This is a genomic window from Microbacterium sp. Mcb102 (genome assembly GCF_024519805.1).
Lineage (GTDB): Bacteria > Actinomycetota > Actinomycetes > Actinomycetales > Microbacteriaceae > Microbacterium.
The window spans coordinates 203684-222688 of sequence record NZ_JALJRG010000008.1; the positions used below are offsets into that span (position 1 = coordinate 203684).

The window sequence follows — 19005 nt, forward strand, 5'->3', positions numbered from 1 at the left end:
CTTCCAGGATCCGCCCGCTTTTCCGATCCGGGAGAATCAACCCATGAGCGCATTCCTCGTTCCGCTTGCCTTCTTCCTCGCCGTCGTCTTCGCCGTGAGCGCCGTCGGCAAACTGCGCTCTGCGGATCACGGACAGTCGGCCTTCGCTGCCCTGCGCATCCCGGTTCGCCACTCGAAGACCGCGGCCGGGGTGCTGATCGCGGCCGAGGCCGTTGTCGCCGTGGGCCTGCTCGCGACCGCCAGCTGGCTCTTCGTGGTCTCCGCCGCGGCGGCACTCCTGCTGACCTCCGGCCTTCTGGTCGCCGTCGCCCGGGCGCACCGACTCGGCGCCACCGATGATTGCGGCTGCTTCGGTGACTGGCTCCCCTCCGCGATCGGGCCTCGACTCATCGTGCGCAACGCGGTCCTCACCGCCATCGCCGCCTCGGTACTCGCAGGGGCCGTCACGGCGGTCGCCGTCTCCGAGCCCGTCGGGATTCCGGCCACACTCCTCACGGGCCCGTCGGTGCCCCTCGTGCTCGGCGCTGTCGGTGCAGGATTGCTGATCGCCGTCGGCGTCTGGTCCCTGGTCCGCGCATCGAACGCCATCGGGCGAACGGATGCGCAGATCCCCCGCGGAGCCGGCGCCGTGCTGCTGCCTGGCACCGCAGAGATCGTCGATCTGCTCGTCCCGGCCGCCCGCGCCCGGCTACTCGTGTTCGTCGCGCCGGAGTGTCACGCGTGTGCGATCGCCCTGGCATCACTCAAGGCCGCGGAGGCGCCTCTGGCGGCCGTTGTCGACGTCTATGTGATCCAGCGCGCCGTGAGCGTCGCGGCGAGCACAGAGCCGCCGCACGACCTCCCCGCTTCGACGCGGTTCGCGCTCGACGTCGGCGGTTCGGTTGCGGCGGCGCTCCGCATCGGAGCGGAGACACCCGTGGCCGCACTCATCGGCACCGACGGGACGCAGGCCGGGCCGCTGGCGGTCGGCAGCGACGAGGTGCGGGTGCTGATCGACAGCATCCGGGCGGCGGTCGAGGTCTCCCCCGCCTGACGCGGTGTCAGTGGCGCGAAGCCGCCTTCATCGTGCGCGGAGCAGGGGCTTGCGCCGACCGGTCAGCCAGCCCATCACCCATTCGACGGGGCCGGTGCCGACGAACCGCCACCAGAGCCACCCCACGAGGATCATGCCGGGAACGATCACGAGCCAGCCCGGCCAGAAGTTCTCGGTCGGACGTCCGTTCGCGTTGTTCCACAGCGCGATGAGCCCCACGTGCAGCAGGTAGAGGCTCAGCGCGACCTGTCCGCATGCGACGAGGGGCACGAAGATCGGACTCCAGAAGCGCTTCGCGCCCTCCCGTCGAGCGGTCGCGGCGAAGACCACGATCACGTAGACCGCGAAGACGAGGCCGAAGTCCTTCAGGGTGTCGAGGTAGTCGCCGGACTGCACGGCGCCGAGGCGCTGCCCAACAGCCCAGGCCACGTAGGCAAGCGGCGCCGCGATGGCCAGAGTCGTGAGCAGTCGGTCACGCTGCAGACCGTGCCGGATGAGGAGCGCGCCGATGAGGAACATCGGCAGGAGATTGAGCACGCGGTAGTGCGATCCGAGGAGGAGCCACTGCATGATGTCGGCGACCGGGGCGGGTGCGGTGTACACCCAGGTCCAGGTCCGGGCGAGATCCACCAGAGGCTGGCTGATGAGCAGCAGAACCGCTGTCACGGCGATCACCACGGGCGTTCGTGCGAGGAGGATCGGCGCTCCGAGGATGATGGTCACGCCGAGATACGCCAGGATCACGTCGACCCACGAGCCCCAGCTCGCCATCCAGACGCCCAGCGCGATCAGGAACAGTCCGCGGAAGACCTGCTGAAGAAGTGTGACGCCGACGCGTCCGCCACGGCGCCAGACGATCTCTGCCGACATGCCCATCACCAGGGCGAACAGCGGCGACGCCAGGTCGCTGAACATCGCCGTCGTGAACTTCGCGGCCCAGGGCAGTTCGGGCAGGAACGGGTTCGCGTGCGCGATCACCATCGCCACGATCGCCACGCCACGGAGGACGTCGGGGATGAGCAGGCGCTGCGCCTGCGATGCCGATGCGGACTCGAGCAGGCGGGGACCGCTGTCACCGGAATACTGGGCCATTCCCTGACAGTATTGTGTCGACACCGCAGCGCGCGAGCCGGAGAGCAGATGATGACGACAGATGCACCGAGACCGCGTCGGCGACTCCTCGGGAACATCTGGGTCAACATCGCGCTCGCCCTCGCATTGACGGGGATCATCGTCGCCTTCATCGGCCAGCCGTCGTCCGGATCCATGTCGCCGACGCTCGAGCCGGGCGACCGCCTCATCGTCAACCGCCTCGCCTACGTCGCCGCAGACCCCGCGCCGGGCGACATCGTCGTGTTCCGTCCCGATGAGGCCTGGGGCGAGAAGCCCGCGGCCGGCGGAAACTGGTTCTCGCAGGCGTTCCACTGGGTCGGCGAGACCACCGGCATCCGGCCCTACGTGCTGGTGAAGCGGGTCATCGCCGGACCCGGGCAGACCGTGGAGTGCTGCGACGCCCAGGGCAGGGTGCTGGTCGACGGCGAACCGCTCGATGAGCCCTACGTCGTCAAGGATCTCCCCTTCGTCGCCGGGTCGCTCGACTGCGACAGCGAGCCGATGTCGACCCGCTGCTTCGCGCCGGTCACCGTTCCGGAGGATTCTTATCTCGTGCTCGGAGACAATCGGGCGAACTCGGCCGACTCCGCGTATCTCTGCCGAGGGACGGCGGATCCAGACGAGAGCTGCTGGCGCTGGATGACGCGCGACGACGTGTTCGGCAAGGCCGGGCCGATTCTGTGGCCGATCGGGCGGTGGGGTGGGCCGTAGCGGGTCGGTGCCGCGCACGGATCAATCGATTGCGCATCCCTTGGCGGTGACGGCGATCGGAGTCGCGGAGACCATCGGCGTCGTCCAGACGTCGAACGGACCGTAGTCGCTCGCCGCGACCGCGGGGTCGCCCGACATCGTCGTAATGATCGTCGCGGTGGTCTGCGGAGTCGTCACCACGCCCAGGCGGATGACATGACGCCCCAGGTGCTGCCCCTCCGCCTTGACGACGACGTTCGCGGCGCCTTCGACGTTCCACGATTCGATCTTCGCCCCCGGCGGGGAGTAGAGCAGCACGTCGGTCGCGATGTCGCCCGGTGTGTAATTGGGGCCAGTGACGTAACGCGGAAGGCCGAGCGCCTGCTCACGGACGGAGTCGTTGATTAGTCTGACCGTGAGGTCGAACGTCGGGGCTCCCTTCGCGACGCACTGATCCGAGGTCGCATCGATCTCCGCGCGCATGAAGAAGTCCATCTTGGAGCCGGTCGTGTCGTTGAAAAACGCGCCCGCCGTCGTCGTGGTCTCGTTCGTGGTCGGCAGCACGCCCGACAGCTTCGTGCCGGCGACGAGGTCGCGCTCCTCCGGTACGCTGCTCCAGAACTTGATCCGTCCCTCATCGGTCGCCTGCTGCAGACCCTTCATCATCGCGAGGGGATCCTCCACCCCGTCCATCAGCGAGGTGAAGACACGTGCGGCGGCGGCAGCGAAGAAGTCATCGGGGGTGAGCGGCGTGCGCCCCTCCTCATAGAGGGAATAGGCATCGTGCAGCAGGAGCTTGACGGCATTGTCGCGCGTCAGCGTCTCCCCCGTGTCCAGGACGATCGGTCCCGTCGCATCGAGCAAGTAGCTCAATGCCACCGGGTCGATAGACAGCACGCCGTCGAACGCGGGGAGATCGACCGTGCCCCACCAGCCCTTGAGGATGTCGACCGTCGTGGGGAAGTCCGGCATGTAGGTCATGTCGGGCACCCAGCGTCCGACGGTGTCGCCGTAGATGGCCTCAACCTCCGGGGCGAGCGGGATGACGCTGGTGGCGCGGTCGTTCTTGAACGAGTAGCTGTCCGCCTGCTCGACGAGCTCGATACGCCCCTCCGAGGCGCGCACGATCGCCAGGGCCGCGGGGTTGCCTCCGGATGCCCTGACCTCGGAGTTGCCCTGGAACATGAGCACGTAGGTGCGGGGGCCGTCGGCCCCAAGGATCGACGGCAGTGCGGCGGCCACCTGCTGGAGCGGGCCCGCGAAGTCGGTGATCTGCCCCACGGCGCCCTTCAGCGTCTCGAGAGGGCCGGTCAGCTGCGGCATCAGATCGTCGGTGGGCAGCTCGTCCAGCTCGCCGTCGATGTCGGCGGCCACGGTCGCGATCTCACCGACCGCCTCCCCTGCCGTCGTGAGCTTCGGCAGGTCGATCGCGCCGTCCACGGGCCGGAACGCCTTCAGATCGACGGCCGAGATCACATCGGCGCCGACCTCGGTCAGGTCGGCGACACTCTGGCTCATCACTCGGACAGCGGTGAGGTTCGGTCCGAGCACGGGAACTTTCTCGCCGAGCGACCACAGCCAGAAGTCCGACTGCCGCACGGCGTCGGCCGCGGCGTCGTGCACCTCTTGCGTCGTGCGAGTCGCCCCTTCCACATCGCCGCTGAGCACCAGCGCGGGAATCTCCTGTGCGCGCGGCACGGCCTCGGTGAGGGAGTCGCGGGCGGCAAACACCCGCTCCGCGAGCAGCCAGCCCAGAACCGCGAGTAGGATGCCGACGGCGACGAGCACCAGCGCTGTGATGCCGATCCGTCGACCCCAGCGGCGCGGGCGGCGCTCCTGCGCGGCAGCCCGCATCTCCCGACGCGACAGATCAGTCATAGTGCCGCAATCCAATCATTCGTTCCTGAGCTTCTTCCCGCAGCCCGCGTCCGCGGGCGTGCTTCTAGGCGGCTGGGCCGGTCGCGGAAGCGATGTCCGCGACGAATCCCGCGTAGTTCTCGTCAGCACGGAAGCGCTGCTGCCAGACGGCGCGGGCACCCCTGCGCAACGGCGACCCCTCGGTGCCCGAACGGAGGGCGACGTCGACCAATGCGCGAGCCAGTTCCTCCGGCGGCACCGCCTCGGGCAGCAACCGCCCGTTCACCCCGTCCTCGACGATCTCGGCGACACCACCCACATCGAGCGCGACGATCGGGATACCGAAGGAGCAGGCCTCCATCATCGAGACCGGGACCCCTTCGGATTCGCTCACGTTCACGAGCGCGTGGAACGGCTCGCGTCGATATACGTCGAGGAGTTTCGCATTCTCGATCTCGCCTCGGAACTCGACCGCCGCGTGCTCCGGCAGAGTCGCCACCGCGGCTTCCAGGCCTTCACGGAGAGGCCCGTCGCCGTAGTGGACCCACCGGATGGGCTGTCCCGGCTCGGAGACCGCCAGCGCCTCGACCAGACGATCTAGTCTCTTGACACGGACGATGCTCGAACACGTGATGATGCGGACCTCGTAGGTTCCCTGCGGCGCCGGCGCGAGGCCGCGGTCGACCGTTCCCAGCATCGAGACGCGGGCGCGTCCGGCGACCTCGGGGGTGCTGCCGAGCAGGTGGCGGAGTCCGTGCTGGCCGACCAGATGCACCGAATCGACGTCCCGGGCCACTCGGGCGCGGAGGGGGATGTACCCGTTCGACGCCGCCTTCTCGTAGAGGTCGCCGCCGTGTGCGCGCGCCACGCTCTTCACCGAGCGTGCTGTGATCCGACGGCGGACGATGTCGGCGACGTAGGGCTGATAGGCGTACCGGTACGAGTAGAGCACCACCTCGTCTTCAGGACCGACCAGTCGGTGGCGTCGGATGAGCTTCACGACTTCGCCCGCTTCGTGGTGGGCACGGCTGAGAAAGACCACGAGCTGCACCCAGCGGCGAGGGCTGAGCCGTCGTTGTCGGACGAGTCTCGCCGTCTCGCGATAGAGCTCGCCGTCGAACAGCACCCGGAGCGCCCCGATGGCATAGAAGGCCTTCGAGCGGAAGCTGATCGGGTGAACGCGGATCCGACTGTCCGCGATCGCCCGTCGACTCTTTCGCTGCTCGGCACGCACCGAGAGCGAGAAAATCTCGACACGATCGAAGGACGAGTAGTACTCGACCTCGGTCTCGAGGTATGGTTCCCACGCCCCGAACGGGAAGGCGTTGGCGAAGAGCAGCAAAACCTTCACGCGGTACCCTACGCGACGGACAACGATATGGCTCGCTCGGCGGCGTCGAGCTTGCGCAGCGCCTCGTTCAGCGAGTCGGCGGAGACGGCGACCTGACCGATGCAGTCCCCGGAGTTGGTAAAGCCGTTGAGGGTGTCTCCTACGTTCCGGAACAGGACGTAGTCGGCATCCGGGACGACCGACTCATCAACGCCGATCGACTGGATCGTGCCGAACTTATCGGGGGCGGCCACCATGCGCACGGCGACGGCGGGCCGGTCGCCCGGCTCTCCGCGCCACGGCTCGGTCGGGTCCTCGCCGAGAGCGAGGCGGGCCACCGTCTCGTAGTAGTCGATGCCGAAGTGCCCAGAGACCATCTCAGGCAGGCCGTTCGCGCCGGCGCGCCCCGTGAGCTCGATCACGAACACCTCGCCGCCGCGATCGATGAGATCGACGTTCACGGCGCAGTCGTCGAGCCCGATCGCACGGATCGCCTTCTCCGTCTCGGCGACGACCAGCGCCAGGAAATCCTCGTCACGTTCGAGAGGCACCGAGTGGCCGACCGGCACCGCCGTCTTCGCCATGAAGACCTCATCGCCGTGCGGCAGGACAAACACGACCTCGCCGTTGCGCACCAGCGCCTGAGCGCCGAACTCCTTGCCCTCGATGAACTGCTCGATGATCACGTGCGGGCGACGGGTCGCCTCCATCGCGAACGCGAAGCCGTTGCGGGCCTCCTCCTCATCGCGCACGATAACGATCCCGAGGCTGCCCTGCAGGTCCGTCGCCTTGATGATGAGCGGGAAGCCGAGCGCCGCGACCGCGGAGTCGAGCTGTTGCTCCGTCGCGATCACACGGTAAACGGCCGTGCGCACGCCCGCCTCGGCGAACGCCGCCTTCATGAGGTTCTTGTCGCCGCAAATCGCGGCGGCCTGTTCCGAGAGCCCTGTGAGCCCGAGGGCGTCGCACACGCGCCCGAGCGCAGGAACTCCGGTGTCTGCGCAGCTCGTCGCGATGGCGGTGATGCCGAGCTCGCGGGCCGCACGCTCCACCGCGTCGGCGTCGGCGATGTCGACCGTCACGACGTTGTCGGCCAGCGCCAGTCCCGGCGCGGTGGTCGAGGGCAGGGAGGCGACGTGCGTCTCCACACCGAGGGCCTTCGCCGCCCGGATCAGGCCGACCTGTCCGCGGCCGGCACCCAGAACGAGAATCTTCTGAACTGTCATCGTGTCTTTCCCCTCTTGCACCGATCTCACGGCTCTCGTTTGAGGAGGAGCGTGATCGCTGCCTCCGCGGTTGTCGACGCCGTGGTCACAGTGTCACCCTCTGCGATGACGTGTCCGAGCCTATCAGTGCTGCTTCGCACGGCCCGGGCATTCGTCCCCTCGACGACGGCGACCAGTACGACACCCGCCATCGCTCGGGCTTCGGGAGCCCGCGACGGCGTCCCCGGCGATTTCAGGAAGCGCACCGCGCTCCCCCGTCGGATGCGCTGCGCGGTGTCCGGGCGGGTCCCGACGGCGATGTCGATGAGCCCGCCGATCATGTCCACCCCGGTCGACAGCGGCACGAGGTGCGAGGTGATGAAGTCGCCGCCCAGTCGCGCGCCGATCTCGACGAGCTTGGGGCCGTCGGCGGTGACGATGATCTCCGCGTGGAACGCGCAGTCCCCCAGTTCGAGTGCAGCGAGTGCCTCCTGCACGATTTCCTCGATCTGCCTCCGCCGCTCCCCGGAGAGCTGCGACGGCTGGGAGTGCCCTAGCTCGACGAACGAGGGCGCCCCGGTCGTGATCTTGTCCGTGATTGCGACGATCGTGCGCTCGTCACCGAAGCAGAGCCCCTCGACGCTGACCTCCGGTCCGCGCATATATTCCTGCACGATCACGCGGCCGCTCCGGCTCGAGGACAGGGCGTACTCGAATGCGGAATCCATCCCCTCCTCCGACTCGACCAACGTGACACCGCGGCTCCCCGAGCTGTCGGCGGGTTTCATGATCAGCGGATGCGGTCGGCCCGCGGTGACGGCGCGCATCTCCGCGACGGACGTCACCACCTCGGTCCAGGGCAGTGCCACGCGTGCGGCACGCAGAGCCTCGGCCATCGCTCCCTTGTCCGTGGCGTTGTACACCGCGCGACGAGAGGGTCCGCGCAGGCCGAGCGCCTCCGCTGCCGCGGCGAGCGCCCGCATCGGCATGTCCGTGCCGATCGTAATGATGCCGTGCGGGGCGAAGTCGCGTGCGGCGGCGGTCACGCCGTCCTCGTCGATCGTGCTGACCTCGTAGAAGGCACTCGCCAGAGCCACTCCCGGTGCTTCCGGGTCGCGGTCGGCGACCGCCACTTGGTACCCGAGCTCCCGAGCGCGCTCGATCGCAGGCACCTGCAGTGCGGACGCACCGATGATGAGCAGACGTGAGGCCGAGTCCGATGCGCGAGTCATGCCCGTCTCGCCTTCTCCCGGGCGTGCGGGGCCGCGTTGATGTTCTTCCCCGCGAACACCGATGTGAAGGTCTTCACGAGCACGGTCGCGTCGAGTCCGAGCGAGACCCGGTCGACGTACAGCCCGTCGAGGCGGTACTTCAGCCGTGTCGAGGCCGCGTTGCGATGCAGCGCCTGAGACAGACCCGTGATCCCCGGACGAACGCGGATACGCTTGCGTTCGACGTCGGAGAGCTCATCCCAGGACTGCCGTGTCATGTTGGGCCGCGGACCGACGAAGCTCATGTCGCCTTTGAGCACGTTGATGATCTGCGGAAGCTCGTCGACGGAGGTCTTGCGGAGGAGCCGGCCGAGGCGCGTAACACGTGCATCGCTGTCGCTGTTCACGGTCGAGAGATCGGCATTGCGCAGATCGGGGGCGTCCGGCGTCATGGACCGGAACTTGAGCATTGTGAAGTGCGTGCCGTCCCGTCCGCGCCGGCGGCTCCGGTAAAAGACCGGGCCGCGGTCACTCAGGAGAACAAGCGGAGCGACCACCGCCACCGCGATGCCGAGCGCCGGAAGCGCGATCATCGCCCCGAAGACGTCGAGCGAGCGCTTGCCTACCGATCTGTACACGGTCATGTCGCCGCTCCCTCTCGTTCGAATGCCAGAGCCGCCAGGAGCGTCTCCTGCCCGCGCGCGCTGTCGAAGGGCGTCCCGACCAGCGGATTCCCGCCGGCGCTCCGATCGTTGGCTTCGACCGCCCGGAGGATTCCGTCGGCCCATGCCTGGGGTCCGGCCTCGAGGGACAGGAAGGTCGCGAGCGGCGAAGCATCCGCCTCTCGCGTCACCGCTGACGAGAGGATGACGGGGAGACCGGCTGCCTGCCCTTCCAGAGCCGTGAACGGGAGGCCCTCGAAGTGCGAGGGCAGGATGAGCGCATCACTGGCCTGGAGGATGCCGTCGACGTCGTCCCGCATACCCAGGAACTGCACGCGGGAGGACAGCCCGGCCTCCTCGACACGGTGCCGGATGTCGTCGCGCAGCGGTCCGTCCCCCACGAGGACGAGCACGGCCTCGGCATCGCGTGCGAGCAGCGCGGTGAGGATCTCGAGGGAGAAGGCATGGTTCTTCTCCGGGCCGAGCCTGGCGACGTGCGCGACGACCAGTGTCTCGTCCGCGAAGCCGAGTTCGGCGCGCATCTCCGCACGCCTCGTCGCATCGAACGTGAACGAGGCCGCGCCGAACAGGTTTGGGATGAACGTGTAGGACCGCTTTCCGAAGAACCACTCGGCCGCCGGCTGCGAACAGGCGAACCTCCGGTTCGCCACGAGTGGGACGAGCGGCCGCTGCAGCGTGTGCAGCGCCCCGGTCAAGCGGCTCCCCATGTTGCGACTCGAGTGGCTGTGCAGGATGCGGTACGGGACGCCGTGCCGACGGGCGATCACAAGCGGCTCGATCGAGTTGACCACGGTCTGATTGAGCCAGACGGCGGTGAAGTGGTTGTCGCGGATCAGACGGTCGAGGTCGCGCAGGTAGCGCAGCGGTGCCGAACCGCGGGGAGCAACGCGGACGATCGTTCCCCCGGCCTCGGTGATCTCATCGGCGTAGGCGATGGAGCGATCGGCGATGAACCAGCAGTCGTACCGGTCCTTCAGTCGGTGGAAGGCGTTCATGATGAACGCCTCCTTTCCTCCCTGGTTCTCCGTCATGCCCCCGAGAAGAAGGCGCGGCTTCGAGGTTGCGATGGTCTTACCCTTCACGCTCATCGCCTATGGCGGCGTCGTACTCGTCGACGGGGTCCTTCGGCGACTTTCGGGAGGTCATCGCCCGACTGCGGACGCGCCACCATACTAGCGAAGCCGTCAGCGCGACGGCGGCCAGCGCGACCAGCCAGACGAGGTTCCCGATCGGGTCGAGGAACCAGAAGACCAGCGACGATGCGAGGGGCAGCAACAGGGCCGCGCCGGCACGCCAGTAGCCGAACCGGAAGTCGATGCGACGCCGCAGGATCAGGTGCAGCATGAGAAGGCCGAACGCGAAGGCCAGGACCGCCGAGAGGTTGGCCCCCTGCAGTCCGAGCACGGCGATCAGGGGGATGGTCAGCCCCACATTGGCGACGGCGGCCACCACCGCGCCCCAGAACACCCCACGCGAGTTCTTCGCGGCGTAGAAGATACTGACGACGAAGTTGAAGTAGCCGCTGAACGCCGCCGCCAGCAGCGTGGTCGGGATGACGGTGAGCGCGGCGTCGTACGCCGGGTCGACGAACCACGGGAACACGAGCCGCACCGCGGGCATGAGCACAGCGACGGACGCAGCCAGGGCTGCGAAGTACACCGTCGAGGCACGGCCGAAGAACGGTCCGTCGGTTCCACGGCGGAAGGCGACCTCCTGCCACGCGAAGCTCATCGCGGTGAGCACGACCGCGAGCAGCGAACCCCAGCGCGCGGCGACCGCGAAGATGCCGTTGTCCTCCAGCGTGAGGAGTCCCGACACCACCACCCGGTTGAACGAGTTGATGAACCAATACACCATCGCGGTGAAGCCGATCGGCAGCGCATAGAGCAGCATCGACCGCAGGGCCGTCGCTCTGATCTTCGTGAACCAGTGCCAGCGCAGCCGCCGGAGGATGCCGACGCGGATCTCCAGGTAGATGCTCTGCGCCAGGTACCCCGCAATACCGGCGATGTAAAGCGCCGAAATGTCAAAAGAGAGTCCGACCAGCAGCCAGATGTTGAGCGCCGCGGTCACAATCGCATTGACCACGCCCGACACCGCGAAGTCGGCGCTGCGTCCGAGACCTCGGCAAGTGTAACCGGTCAGATAACTCAGGCTGATACTGAGCCCGTAGAAGGCCACCCACCAGATGTGCTCCGGCGTCACGACGACGGCGACCACGCCCGCCGTCGCCATGTACAGCACCGTCGACGACAGGAATAGCACCAGCCCCGGAGCGAGGGCGCGCACGCGCTCCTCGTCGGAGGAGTCGTGCATGTAACGGAGGATCACGACCCAGATGTTCATGAAGATGAACTCGTAGGCGAGCGTGACGTACACCACCGACAGGTCGTAGTACCCCATCTGCTCCGGCGCGACGAAGGCCGTGATCAGCGGCAGGAGCAGAAAACCCACCAGGCGGGAGAGCACGCTCCCCAATACGTAGACGCCGGACGTGCGGAGAAAGCCTATGACCGTCTTCATGCCGTCTCGGTACTTCGGTTCACGGAGGATCGGTTGCGCGGCGCCGTCACGACGGCTCTCCTGCGCGCACGCGCCTCCCGCGTCTGGTGGAGCCGACACTCGCCAGCAGCAGGATCGCGGCGAGTCCCGCAAGGGTGCTGGGGGCGATCAGGGTCTGGATGAACCCGGTCGACGAGCCGCGAGGAGACCACAGGATCGGCTGCGCGATCAGCAGGCGGAGGATATTCACGGTGATCCCGCCGCGGCCGAGGCGGTCCAGCCACGCGAGCAGCAGGCCGTAGACGAAACCGATGGCGGCGCACCCGGCGAGGCCGAAGCCGACGAAGGCCTCGGCGATGAACGACGTGCCCGTCGAGAGGCCGGCCATGTAGGCGTTTGGGCCGAGCACGACCCAACTGAGCGAGTGCGAGAGCGAGCCGCCGGTCAGGGCTCGCGCCTCGGAGTTACCTTCGAGCACGGGGAAGCCCAGAAGACGCGGAAGAAATCCCGTTCTCGCGAACTCCAGCAGGTAGGACTGATCGGGAAGATGCTGCCCGTAGTTCGCGACGTTCTGCAGCACCGTCACACTGACGCCCTGGCCGTAGAAAAATCCGGGGAGCGCGTCGAAGTTGAAACCGGCGTCCGCGGATCCGACGCCGCGCCAGGCCTCGAGGCCCGCGAAGCCGATCGCGACAAACGGGATGATCGCAGCGACCACCCAGATCCGTTTGCGGGTGAGCCACGGATCGTCGGGCGTGATCCGGTTCCTTGTGATGGCGTAGCACGCGACGAAGAGGAGCAGGACAGCGACATCGCGGCGACGACCGGTGAGCATGAAGGACCCGGTGTACGCGATCCACAGGAACACCGGGAGGCGGGCGCTGCGGAACGTCGGCAACGTCGCCAGGTACACGACGAACGCGACCAGCGCGATCTCATGGGCGTACTGGAGAAGCCCGCCGGCCAGACCCGAGGTGCGCTCGACGTAGTCCGACGTGTAAAGCGCCGCGTACGAGGCCCCCGCGACGAATCCAATGCTCTGGATCACGGAGAACAATGCGAACGGTAGCGCGCAGTAGTAGACGATGAGCGCGCCGCGCCGCACGTCCTCCCGCGAGACAGACGAGCTCTTCCGCCGCGGATCCGGATCCAGCTCCGCTGGCATCTCCGAGTCACGTCGCGCACGGGCGATCGCGTAGCCGACGAGGATTCCTCCCATGGCGAGGAGGAGCATCCAGCTGATCGCCTCCAGGTCGTCGAGGTCGACCGTCGGGTTTGCGAAGTCGAACACCCGCTCCAGCGTCGCGCGCGACAGCAGGAAGATGAAGAACGCGACCAGGAAACCGGCGAGGAACGCCCGCCGCTTCAGCGCGGAGATCGCGTAGAGGAAGGCGTTGAACCAGACGAACAGGACAAGGCCCCAGCTGAGGGGGACCTCTTTCTGCACGAGGAGCAGCACCAGCACCACGTCGAGGATGAGCGCGGCCACCAGCCAGCCGATACGGGGCCGCGGACGAGCGGCACCGAGATCATCGCGCAGGGGACGACCGTAGCCAGCTCCGCTGCGCCCTCCCATGACCCCCGTCATCAGTGACTCACCGGACACTCGGGAGCGCCCGCACGACGGACAGGAGGGCGGTCGCGACCGTGTCGACGTCGTCATCCGTCAGCAGGGTGTGCAGCGGAAGCGAGAGCACTCCCTTGAACTGGCGTAGTGCGTGCGGGTAGTCCGCGGCCTCGAAGCCCAGGTCACGATAGGCGGTAAGCAGGGGCAGCGGCTTGTAGTGCACGTTCGCGGCGACGCCGCGCTCGGCGAGTCCTGCGATGATCTCCTCGCGACGCGGGCGCCACTCACCCAGGTCGACCAGCTGCAGGTGCCCGCTCGACGCGAACCCCTTGCCTTCGTGCACCAGGACAGCGAAGGCGTCGCCCAGCAGCTCGGTGTAGCGGCGGATGATGGCCTGGCGCCGGGCGACCGCTTCGGGGTAGCGGCGTAGCTGCGACACTCCCAGCGCCGCGAGGACGTCGGGCATGTTCGCCTTGAAGCCGGGCTCGAGGATGTCGTATTCCCACGCTCCCGCCTTCATCTTCGACAGCGCGTCCTTCGTTTGGCCGTGCAGGGAGAGCCGTCGCACCGTCGCCGTCAGGGCGCTCTGGTCGACCGGGAGGTCGGAGCGCCAGGTCAGGGCACCGCCCTCGGCGGTCGTGAGGTTCTTGACCGCGTGGAACGAGAAGGCCGTGAAGTCCCCGAGGCCGCCGGCCCGCACGCCATCACGGATCGCGCCGAGCGAGTGGGCGCCGTCGGTGATGACCACGGGCCTGTCAAGCGCATCCAGGAGAGGGTTGCCGTCGGCATCCACCCCCGTGCCCTCCAGCCGCTCGCGAAGGGAGGCGGCGTCGAACGGCACTCCGCCGATGTCGACGACGATGATCGCCTTAGTGCGGGGTGTGACGGCCGCGACGATCTCGTCGATCGCGGGAACGTACTCTTCGGGGGCGACGTCGACCATGACGATGTCGGCTCCCACGTGCGCGATCACGGCGGCGGATGCCGAGTATGTATACGCCGGGACGATCACTTCGTCGCCGGGTCCCACCTGGAGCACGCGCAAGGCGAGCTCCAGCGCCGCCGTGCAGGAGTTCAGGAGGACAACCTCGTTCACGCCGGAGTACTGCGCGAGATCCTGCTCGAACTGCCGCCCGACGGGTCCGGTGGTGATCCAGCCGGATCGCAGGACCTCGACGACTGCATCGATGTCTTCCTCGCGGACGTCGGGCGGGGAGAAGGAGATGGCCACGCAGAGACTCATTTCTTGGGAGGGAACGTCTGTTCCTTCGGTAGAGAGATGGGCGTTCCCTGCGCGCGCCAACATACCGCCGACGCCCGGGCCCCCCGGTTCCGATCCACTATATCGGCGGTGGCCTCCGCTGAAGAGCGGCCTCGGCGATCATCTAGTCTGGGTCTCGTGCCCGGTCCGAACCTGAGTCTCACGCTCTCCGCGGCGGATGCGCTGCTCACCGCGTGGTCGCAGGCTCTGGCCGACGACATCGGGATCCGCCAGCTGCTCATCAAGGGACGCACACTCGCGCACCATGGCTTGCGCGCCCCACGCACGTCGTCCGACGTCGACGTGCTCGTGGACCCGGCGCGGTTCGACGACTACTGCGCTGCCGTGACCGAGGCGGGGTGGGCGGAGCTTCCGGAGACCTTCGTCACGAAGTTCTTCACCCTGCACTCGCGCACCTTCACCCGCGAGGGTTGGCCGAACACGCTCGACATCCACCGCTACTTCCCCGGGTTCCTCGACGACCCCCGCTCGGTGTTCGACGAGCTCTGGAAGCGCCGCGAGACCCTGTCGGTCGCACAGCACGACTGCGCCATCGTCGACCGATCCTCGAGCTTCCTGATCCTCGCGCTGCACAGCCTGAGAAGCAGCAGGCGTTCGCAGCGCCCCGGCGACGAGCTCGAGGGCCTCACCCGGAGCGAGTACGGGCCGGCCGAGCTGGACGACATCATCCGTCTCGCGCACGCGACGGGGAGCGCCACCCCGCTCGGTGCGACGTTCGCCGCCATGGGGATCGACGTGCCCCTCGACGCCGCAGTGATCGCGTCCCCGGAGTACCGGGACTGGGTGCAGCTCGTCGCCGCGGCGGAGGGCTCACCCGCGGATTGGGGAAGCGTGCTCCGCCGCGCGCCCTGGGGTCAGAAGGGGCGCGTGCTGTTCCGTGCCGTGTGGCCGGCACGCGTCGACCTGCAGCGTGCGCATCCCGAAGCGAGAGGAAGCCGGATGGCGCTTTTCCGGGTGCGGCTGTCGCGTCTCCGGCGCGGATCACGGTGGCTCATCTCCGGCCCGACCGCCGAGCGCGAAGCCGGCCGCTCAGGCGACTGAGGCCGCCGCCTCGAGGATTCGCTGCGCGCGCAGCTGCTGCAGGAAACCGAGCACATCCGCTTCGATGTCCTCGACGGACATCTGCGCCAGCGCGGCGAGCTCGGCGACGAGATCTCGTGTCGCACGAGGATGCTCCGGCGACAGGCGATCCCAGATCTCCTTGGCCGTTCCCTCCAGGATCACCGGGGCCGCCGAGCCAGAGAGGGACAGCGCCAGCACCGACACCCGCTCCTCTTCCTCGAACCAGGCCGCGTCAGGACGGACGCGCCACGAGACCTCGTCGCTCATGAGGCTAGGGCCTCACCGACAGCGGGTCGATGATCGCGGTGTCGTTGATCCGCGGGCTCGCGAACATCCGGTCCATCCAGCCCGCTTTGTCGAGCCGCTCGGGCGTGATGATGTCGGCCCGCGTGTGCGACACCTTCGGGTGGAAGGGCCGCTCCAGGTTCTCGCGCGAACCGACGAGCTCTTCGTGCAGCTTCTCGCCGCGACGGAGCCCGGTGTAGACGATCTCGACGCTCTTGCCCGACATCGCGATCATGCGCTTGGCGACCTCGAGGATCGACACGGGCTCACCCATGTCGAGGATCAGCACCTCGCCCGCACGCCCGATGCCGCCCGCCTGGACGACCAGCTGGCACGCCTCGGGGATCGTCATGAAATACCGCGTCGCCTCGGGGTGCGTGACCGTGATCGGCCGCCCCTCAGCGATCAGCCGCTGGAACGTCGGAAGCATCGACCCGCGGCTTCCGATCACGTTGCCGAATCGCACCGAGAGGTACCGCATCCCGGTCTCTGATCCCGCCCAGGCGGTGAGCTTCTCGGCGACGCGCTTGGAGTGTCCGAGCACGCTCGTCGGGTTGGCCGCCTTGTCGGTGGAGATGTTGACGAAGGTGTCGACGCCGACGGCACGCGCGGCGTTGATCACGTTGAGCGTGCCTAGCACGTTCGTCTTCCACGCCTCGTCGGGGTACTGCTCGAGCATCGGCAGGTGCTTCAGAGCGGCGGCATGGAACACGACCTCTGGCCGACGGTCGACGAAGATGTCGAGCAGATTCTGCTCTTCCCGGATGTCCGCGAGGACGACGTCGCGAGAATCGAGCAGCCCGTGTCCGAGCGTCCCGAGCTGAGCCACCTGAAGGCCGGTCTCGTCGCGGTCGATCATGATCAGCTCGCTCGGCCCGTACTTGGCCAGCTGCCGGCACAGCTCCGAACCGATGGAGCCACCGGCACCGGTCACGAGCACGCGTCGACCGGTGATGTACCCGGCGATCAGCTCGACGTTAGTGTCGACGGGGTGGCGTCCGATCAGATCCTCGATGCTGATGTCGCGCACGTCGGTGACGGACTGCTCCCCCGACGCGAGCGTCGCCAGCGTCGGGGTGACGGCAACCCGTAGACCGGCGCTCTCGGCGCTGTCGCTCAGGGTTCGCAACAGGGTGCTGTCTGCGTGGGGGATGGCGATGACGGCCAGCTTGGCTCCAGTGCTCTTGGCAACCGATGCGATGTCGCGCGTGGTGCCGAGCACCGGAACGCCTCGCAGACGGAGGTTGCGCTTGGCCGGGTCGTCGTCCAACAGCCCAACGGGCCGGATCGGTGAAGACGGGTCGGTCGTGACGTTGGCGAGCAACTTATCGCCGAGGAACCCCGCGCCGATGATCAGCGCCGCCTCAGCGTCGGCGCCGGGCTTGCGCGCACGCTCGATCGCGAGACGAGCCACGTAACGCACGCCGAACATCAGCAGCAGCACGAACGGGAACGCGAGCAACAGGGTGCCGCGCGGAATGCCAACGAGTGGTCCGAGCGGGATCACGATCAAGGACAGCAGCACACCCTCAAGGACCACGATCAACGCCACTACGCGGACCTCGTCGAACGAGCCGTAGGTGAATCGCCCGCGGTAGAGGGCTGTCGCGAATCCGACCGCCATCTGGATGACGCCGGCGAGAAGCGCGAGCACGATCGTCGCGATCCACCCTTGCGCATCCATCGCGAACTCGAAGCGCAGTCCGATCGCCAGGACGACGCCGAAGATCCAGGCGAGCCCATCGACCACCGCGGCCAGCAGTCTGCGTCGCCGCTGCTCGACGGATACCTCGGACACCTCGGACAATATTGGAATATTGCCGGTAGACACGTCGACAGACCCATCCGGAATCAAGATACGGAGCCCCCTCAGACTTATTCACTCCCCTGGAGATATGTTCTCACAGCGAATGAGCAGGTCTGTGCGTTAGGGCGTGCCCTCGCCGTCCGGCGGCGGATCGGTGCCGGGATCGGGTTCGCCGCCGCCGGGGTCCGTGACCGGCGGAGTGACGCCGGTTCCCGGGTCGGTGCTTCCCTCCGTGGGCGGATTCTGGGTCCCGTCGCCCTGCTGCTGTTGCTGCTGCGGCTGCCACTGATCCGCCTGCTCGCGCTGGTCACGCTCGATCTCGAACCGCAGTTGGTCCGCGGCCAACGCGACGAACGCATCCCGGTAGGCGGCCAGTGCGGAACGCCCCTCGACCGCCCACAGATCCGCGGCAGCGACGCGCGCCGCCGCATCCGACACGGCCGTGCGCAGCGACTCCTCGCCGTCCGGGTAGCGGGCGATCGCGGCAGCCGCCGCGGGCACGAACGAGGCGGCGTACGCATCCACCGCCGCGTCTGCGGCGGGCCGGAGAGCATCGAGCCGCTCCCGAACCGCCCGCATTTCGGCGGTCGCGTCATCCATCGCGACCAGACGCTCCTGCACGCCGTCGATCGCGCCGCCGACCTCCACGAGCGAATCCTCGTCGATGTCGGCACGTGCGTACTCGGCGGGCAGCTCGGGAACGGTGATCGCCGCCAGCCCCGAGGCGTAGGCGTCGACGGCCGCGAGCGCCGTGGCGAGCGTGGCGGCGTCGGTCACCGCGATCGGCGCATCGTCGGTCTCACCGGCCGGATCGGGGGCGGTGCTCGTCCCGGTGAGCGCACTCCGAAGCGGGGCGACTTCCGCCGTCTGCGCATCGATGTCGGCGATGAGCCGGTCCTGAGCCGTCTTCAAGGACTGGTGAGCATTCAGAAGGGCGGCCTCATCGGCCTCCAACGAGTCCACGGCACTCGCGGCCGGGCTGGCCGTGGCCATCTGGATGCCGCCGACGGTGCCGGCGATCACGAGTGCTACGACGGCGAGCGAGGCTGCCGACAGCGTCACGGCGTCGACCGACCGTCTCGGGCGCTTCTTCGAACGGGAGGACTCCCCGGAACCTGCACCGACCGGAACGGCGGTGCGGGCGGCAGCCTGAACCATGTCGGCGAGCGCCCTGGCGTCTGCGTCGGACGTCGCCGCTGCGCCACTCTGCCGCGGCTCCCCGATCATCTCCCGCAACCGGCGAGCCGTGTGGTGGTCGTCGAGCACCACACTCCCTGCGTCGCCGGCGAGGGGCCCGTCGGGGAAGAGATCGTTGAGGTGCGTCATGTCGCCTTCATAGGAATCGGTAGTCTCGGAAGACGATACCGCCGATCGCACC

Annotated in this window: 16 protein-coding genes; 3 read left to right on the forward strand and 13 right to left on the reverse strand. The window is 68.0% G+C overall.

All coding sequences use genetic code 11. The features are described from left to right. Window positions 1–43 precede the first annotated feature (43 nt). The gene (locus OC372_RS18120) at window positions 44–1033 is read left to right on the forward strand and encodes a MauE/DoxX family redox-associated membrane protein (RefSeq protein WP_262003456.1); all 990 of its coding nucleotides are present in this window, start codon (window positions 44–46) and stop codon (window positions 1031–1033) included. Between the two features lie 27 nt (window positions 1034–1060). Here the strand turns inward: OC372_RS18120 and OC372_RS18125 are convergent, their stop codons facing one another. After that, complete coding sequence (locus tag OC372_RS18125) at window positions 1061–2125, reverse strand: acyltransferase family protein (RefSeq protein WP_262003458.1); 1065 nt, start codon at window positions 2123–2125, stop codon at window positions 1061–1063. A 48-nt stretch (window positions 2126–2173) separates the two neighbouring features. On the opposite strand from OC372_RS18125, the gene lepB reads away from it, so the two are divergent. Next, on the forward strand, window positions 2174–2857 hold the full coding sequence (lepB, locus tag OC372_RS18130; protein WP_262003460.1) for a signal peptidase I: 684 nt from the start codon (window positions 2174–2176) through the stop codon (window positions 2855–2857). Between the two features lie 21 nt (window positions 2858–2878). Here the strand turns inward: lepB and OC372_RS18135 are convergent, their stop codons facing one another. The 9 genes from OC372_RS18135 to OC372_RS18175 all read right to left on the reverse strand — a co-directional run bounded on the left by OC372_RS18135 (window position 2879) and on the right by OC372_RS18175 (window position 14422). Continuing rightward, window positions 2879–4714 (reverse strand): DUF4012 domain-containing protein, encoded by a 1836-nt coding sequence (locus OC372_RS18135; RefSeq protein ID WP_262003462.1) that lies wholly within the window; start codon window positions 4712–4714, stop codon window positions 2879–2881. Window positions 4715–4778: 64 nt separating this feature from the next. Continuing rightward, the gene (locus OC372_RS18140; RefSeq protein WP_262003465.1) at window positions 4779–6044 is read right to left on the reverse strand and encodes a glycosyltransferase; all 1266 of its coding nucleotides are present in this window, start codon (window positions 6042–6044) and stop codon (window positions 4779–4781) included. 8 nt (window positions 6045–6052) lie between these two features. Then, window positions 6053–7249, reverse strand: coding sequence for an ATP-grasp domain-containing protein (locus OC372_RS18145; protein ID WP_262003467.1), 1197 nt, complete (start codon window positions 7247–7249; stop codon window positions 6053–6055). A gap of 26 nt (window positions 7250–7275) precedes the next feature. Beyond that, a complete protein-coding gene (locus OC372_RS18150; protein ID WP_262003469.1) occupies window positions 7276–8460 on the reverse strand; it encodes an ATP-grasp domain-containing protein in 1185 nt (394 codons plus the stop codon). Continuing rightward, window positions 8457–9083 carry a sugar transferase gene (locus tag OC372_RS18155; protein WP_262003471.1) on the reverse strand — a complete coding sequence of 209 codons (627 nt, stop codon included), beginning with the start codon at window positions 9081–9083 and terminating at the stop codon, window positions 8457–8459. Before OC372_RS18155 ends, OC372_RS18150 begins: the two co-directional genes overlap by 4 nt. Continuing rightward, window positions 9080–10204, reverse strand: a complete 1125-nt coding sequence (locus OC372_RS18160; protein ID WP_262003473.1) for a glycosyltransferase — start codon at window positions 10202–10204, stop codon at window positions 9080–9082. The genes OC372_RS18155 and OC372_RS18160 overlap by 4 nt, the downstream gene beginning before the upstream one ends. Then, window positions 10194–11645, reverse strand: a complete 1452-nt coding sequence (locus OC372_RS18165; protein ID WP_262003475.1) for a lipopolysaccharide biosynthesis protein — start codon at window positions 11643–11645, stop codon at window positions 10194–10196. The genes OC372_RS18160 and OC372_RS18165 overlap by 11 nt, the downstream gene beginning before the upstream one ends. A gap of 46 nt (window positions 11646–11691) precedes the next feature. Further along, a complete protein-coding gene (locus tag OC372_RS18170; protein WP_262003477.1) occupies window positions 11692–13212 on the reverse strand; it encodes an O-antigen polysaccharide polymerase Wzy family protein in 1521 nt (506 codons plus the stop codon). 7 nt (window positions 13213–13219) lie between these two features. Further along, complete coding sequence (locus tag OC372_RS18175; RefSeq protein WP_262003479.1) at window positions 13220–14422, reverse strand: DegT/DnrJ/EryC1/StrS family aminotransferase; 1203 nt, start codon at window positions 14420–14422, stop codon at window positions 13220–13222. A 168-nt stretch (window positions 14423–14590) separates the two neighbouring features. Between OC372_RS18175 and OC372_RS18180 the strand changes: the two genes are divergently transcribed. Beyond that, window positions 14591–15514 carry a nucleotidyltransferase family protein gene (locus OC372_RS18180; protein ID WP_262003481.1) on the forward strand — a complete coding sequence of 308 codons (924 nt, stop codon included), beginning with the start codon at window positions 14591–14593 and terminating at the stop codon, window positions 15512–15514. Here OC372_RS18180 and OC372_RS18185 read toward each other — a convergent pair. The 3 genes from OC372_RS18185 to OC372_RS18195 all read right to left on the reverse strand — a co-directional run bounded on the left by OC372_RS18185 (window position 15503) and on the right by OC372_RS18195 (window position 18953). Beyond that, complete coding sequence (locus OC372_RS18185) at window positions 15503–15802, reverse strand: PqqD family protein (RefSeq protein ID WP_262003483.1); 300 nt, start codon at window positions 15800–15802, stop codon at window positions 15503–15505. The two genes, OC372_RS18180 and OC372_RS18185, sit on opposite strands and share 12 nt — an antisense overlap. 4 nt (window positions 15803–15806) lie before the next feature. Continuing rightward, window positions 15807–17618 (reverse strand): nucleoside-diphosphate sugar epimerase/dehydratase, encoded by a 1812-nt coding sequence (locus OC372_RS18190; RefSeq protein ID WP_262003485.1) that lies wholly within the window; start codon window positions 17616–17618, stop codon window positions 15807–15809. A gap of 129 nt (window positions 17619–17747) precedes the next feature. Continuing rightward, entirely contained in the window at window positions 17748–18953 is a 1206-nt protein-coding gene (locus OC372_RS18195; protein ID WP_262003487.1) for a hypothetical protein, read from the reverse strand. Window positions 18954–19005: the final 52 nt, after the last annotated feature.

Bases quoted from the DNA above. Each gene is read 5' to 3' on its own strand.
- OC372_RS18170 (WP_262003477.1), bottom strand. From the start codon at position 13,212: ATGACGGGGGTCATGGGAGGGCGCAGCGGAGCTGGCTACGGTCGTCCC.
- OC372_RS18145 (WP_262003467.1), bottom strand. From the start codon at position 7,249: ATGACAGTTCAGAAGATTCTCGTTCTGGGTGCCGGCCGCGGACAGGTC.
- OC372_RS18195 (WP_262003487.1), bottom strand. From the start codon at position 18,953: ATGACGCACCTCAACGATCTCTTCCCCGACGGGCCCCTCGCCGGCGAC.
- OC372_RS18185 (WP_262003483.1), bottom strand. From the start codon at position 15,802: ATGAGCGACGAGGTCTCGTGGCGCGTCCGTCCTGACGCGGCCTGGTTC.
- OC372_RS18135 (WP_262003462.1), bottom strand. From the start codon at position 4,714: ATGACTGATCTGTCGCGTCGGGAGATGCGGGCTGCCGCGCAGGAGCGC.
- OC372_RS18155 (WP_262003471.1), bottom strand. From the start codon at position 9,083: ATGACCGTGTACAGATCGGTAGGCAAGCGCTCGCTCGACGTCTTCGGG.
- lepB (WP_262003460.1), top strand. From the start codon at position 2,174: ATGATGACGACAGATGCACCGAGACCGCGTCGGCGACTCCTCGGGAAC.
- OC372_RS18125 (WP_262003458.1), bottom strand. From the start codon at position 2,125: ATGGCCCAGTATTCCGGTGACAGCGGTCCCCGCCTGCTCGAGTCCGCA.
- OC372_RS18120 (WP_262003456.1), top strand. From the start codon at position 44: ATGAGCGCATTCCTCGTTCCGCTTGCCTTCTTCCTCGCCGTCGTCTTC.
- OC372_RS18165 (WP_262003475.1), bottom strand. From the start codon at position 11,645: ATGAAGACGGTCATAGGCTTTCTCCGCACGTCCGGCGTCTACGTATTG.
- OC372_RS18150 (WP_262003469.1), bottom strand. From the start codon at position 8,460: ATGACTCGCGCATCGGACTCGGCCTCACGTCTGCTCATCATCGGTGCG.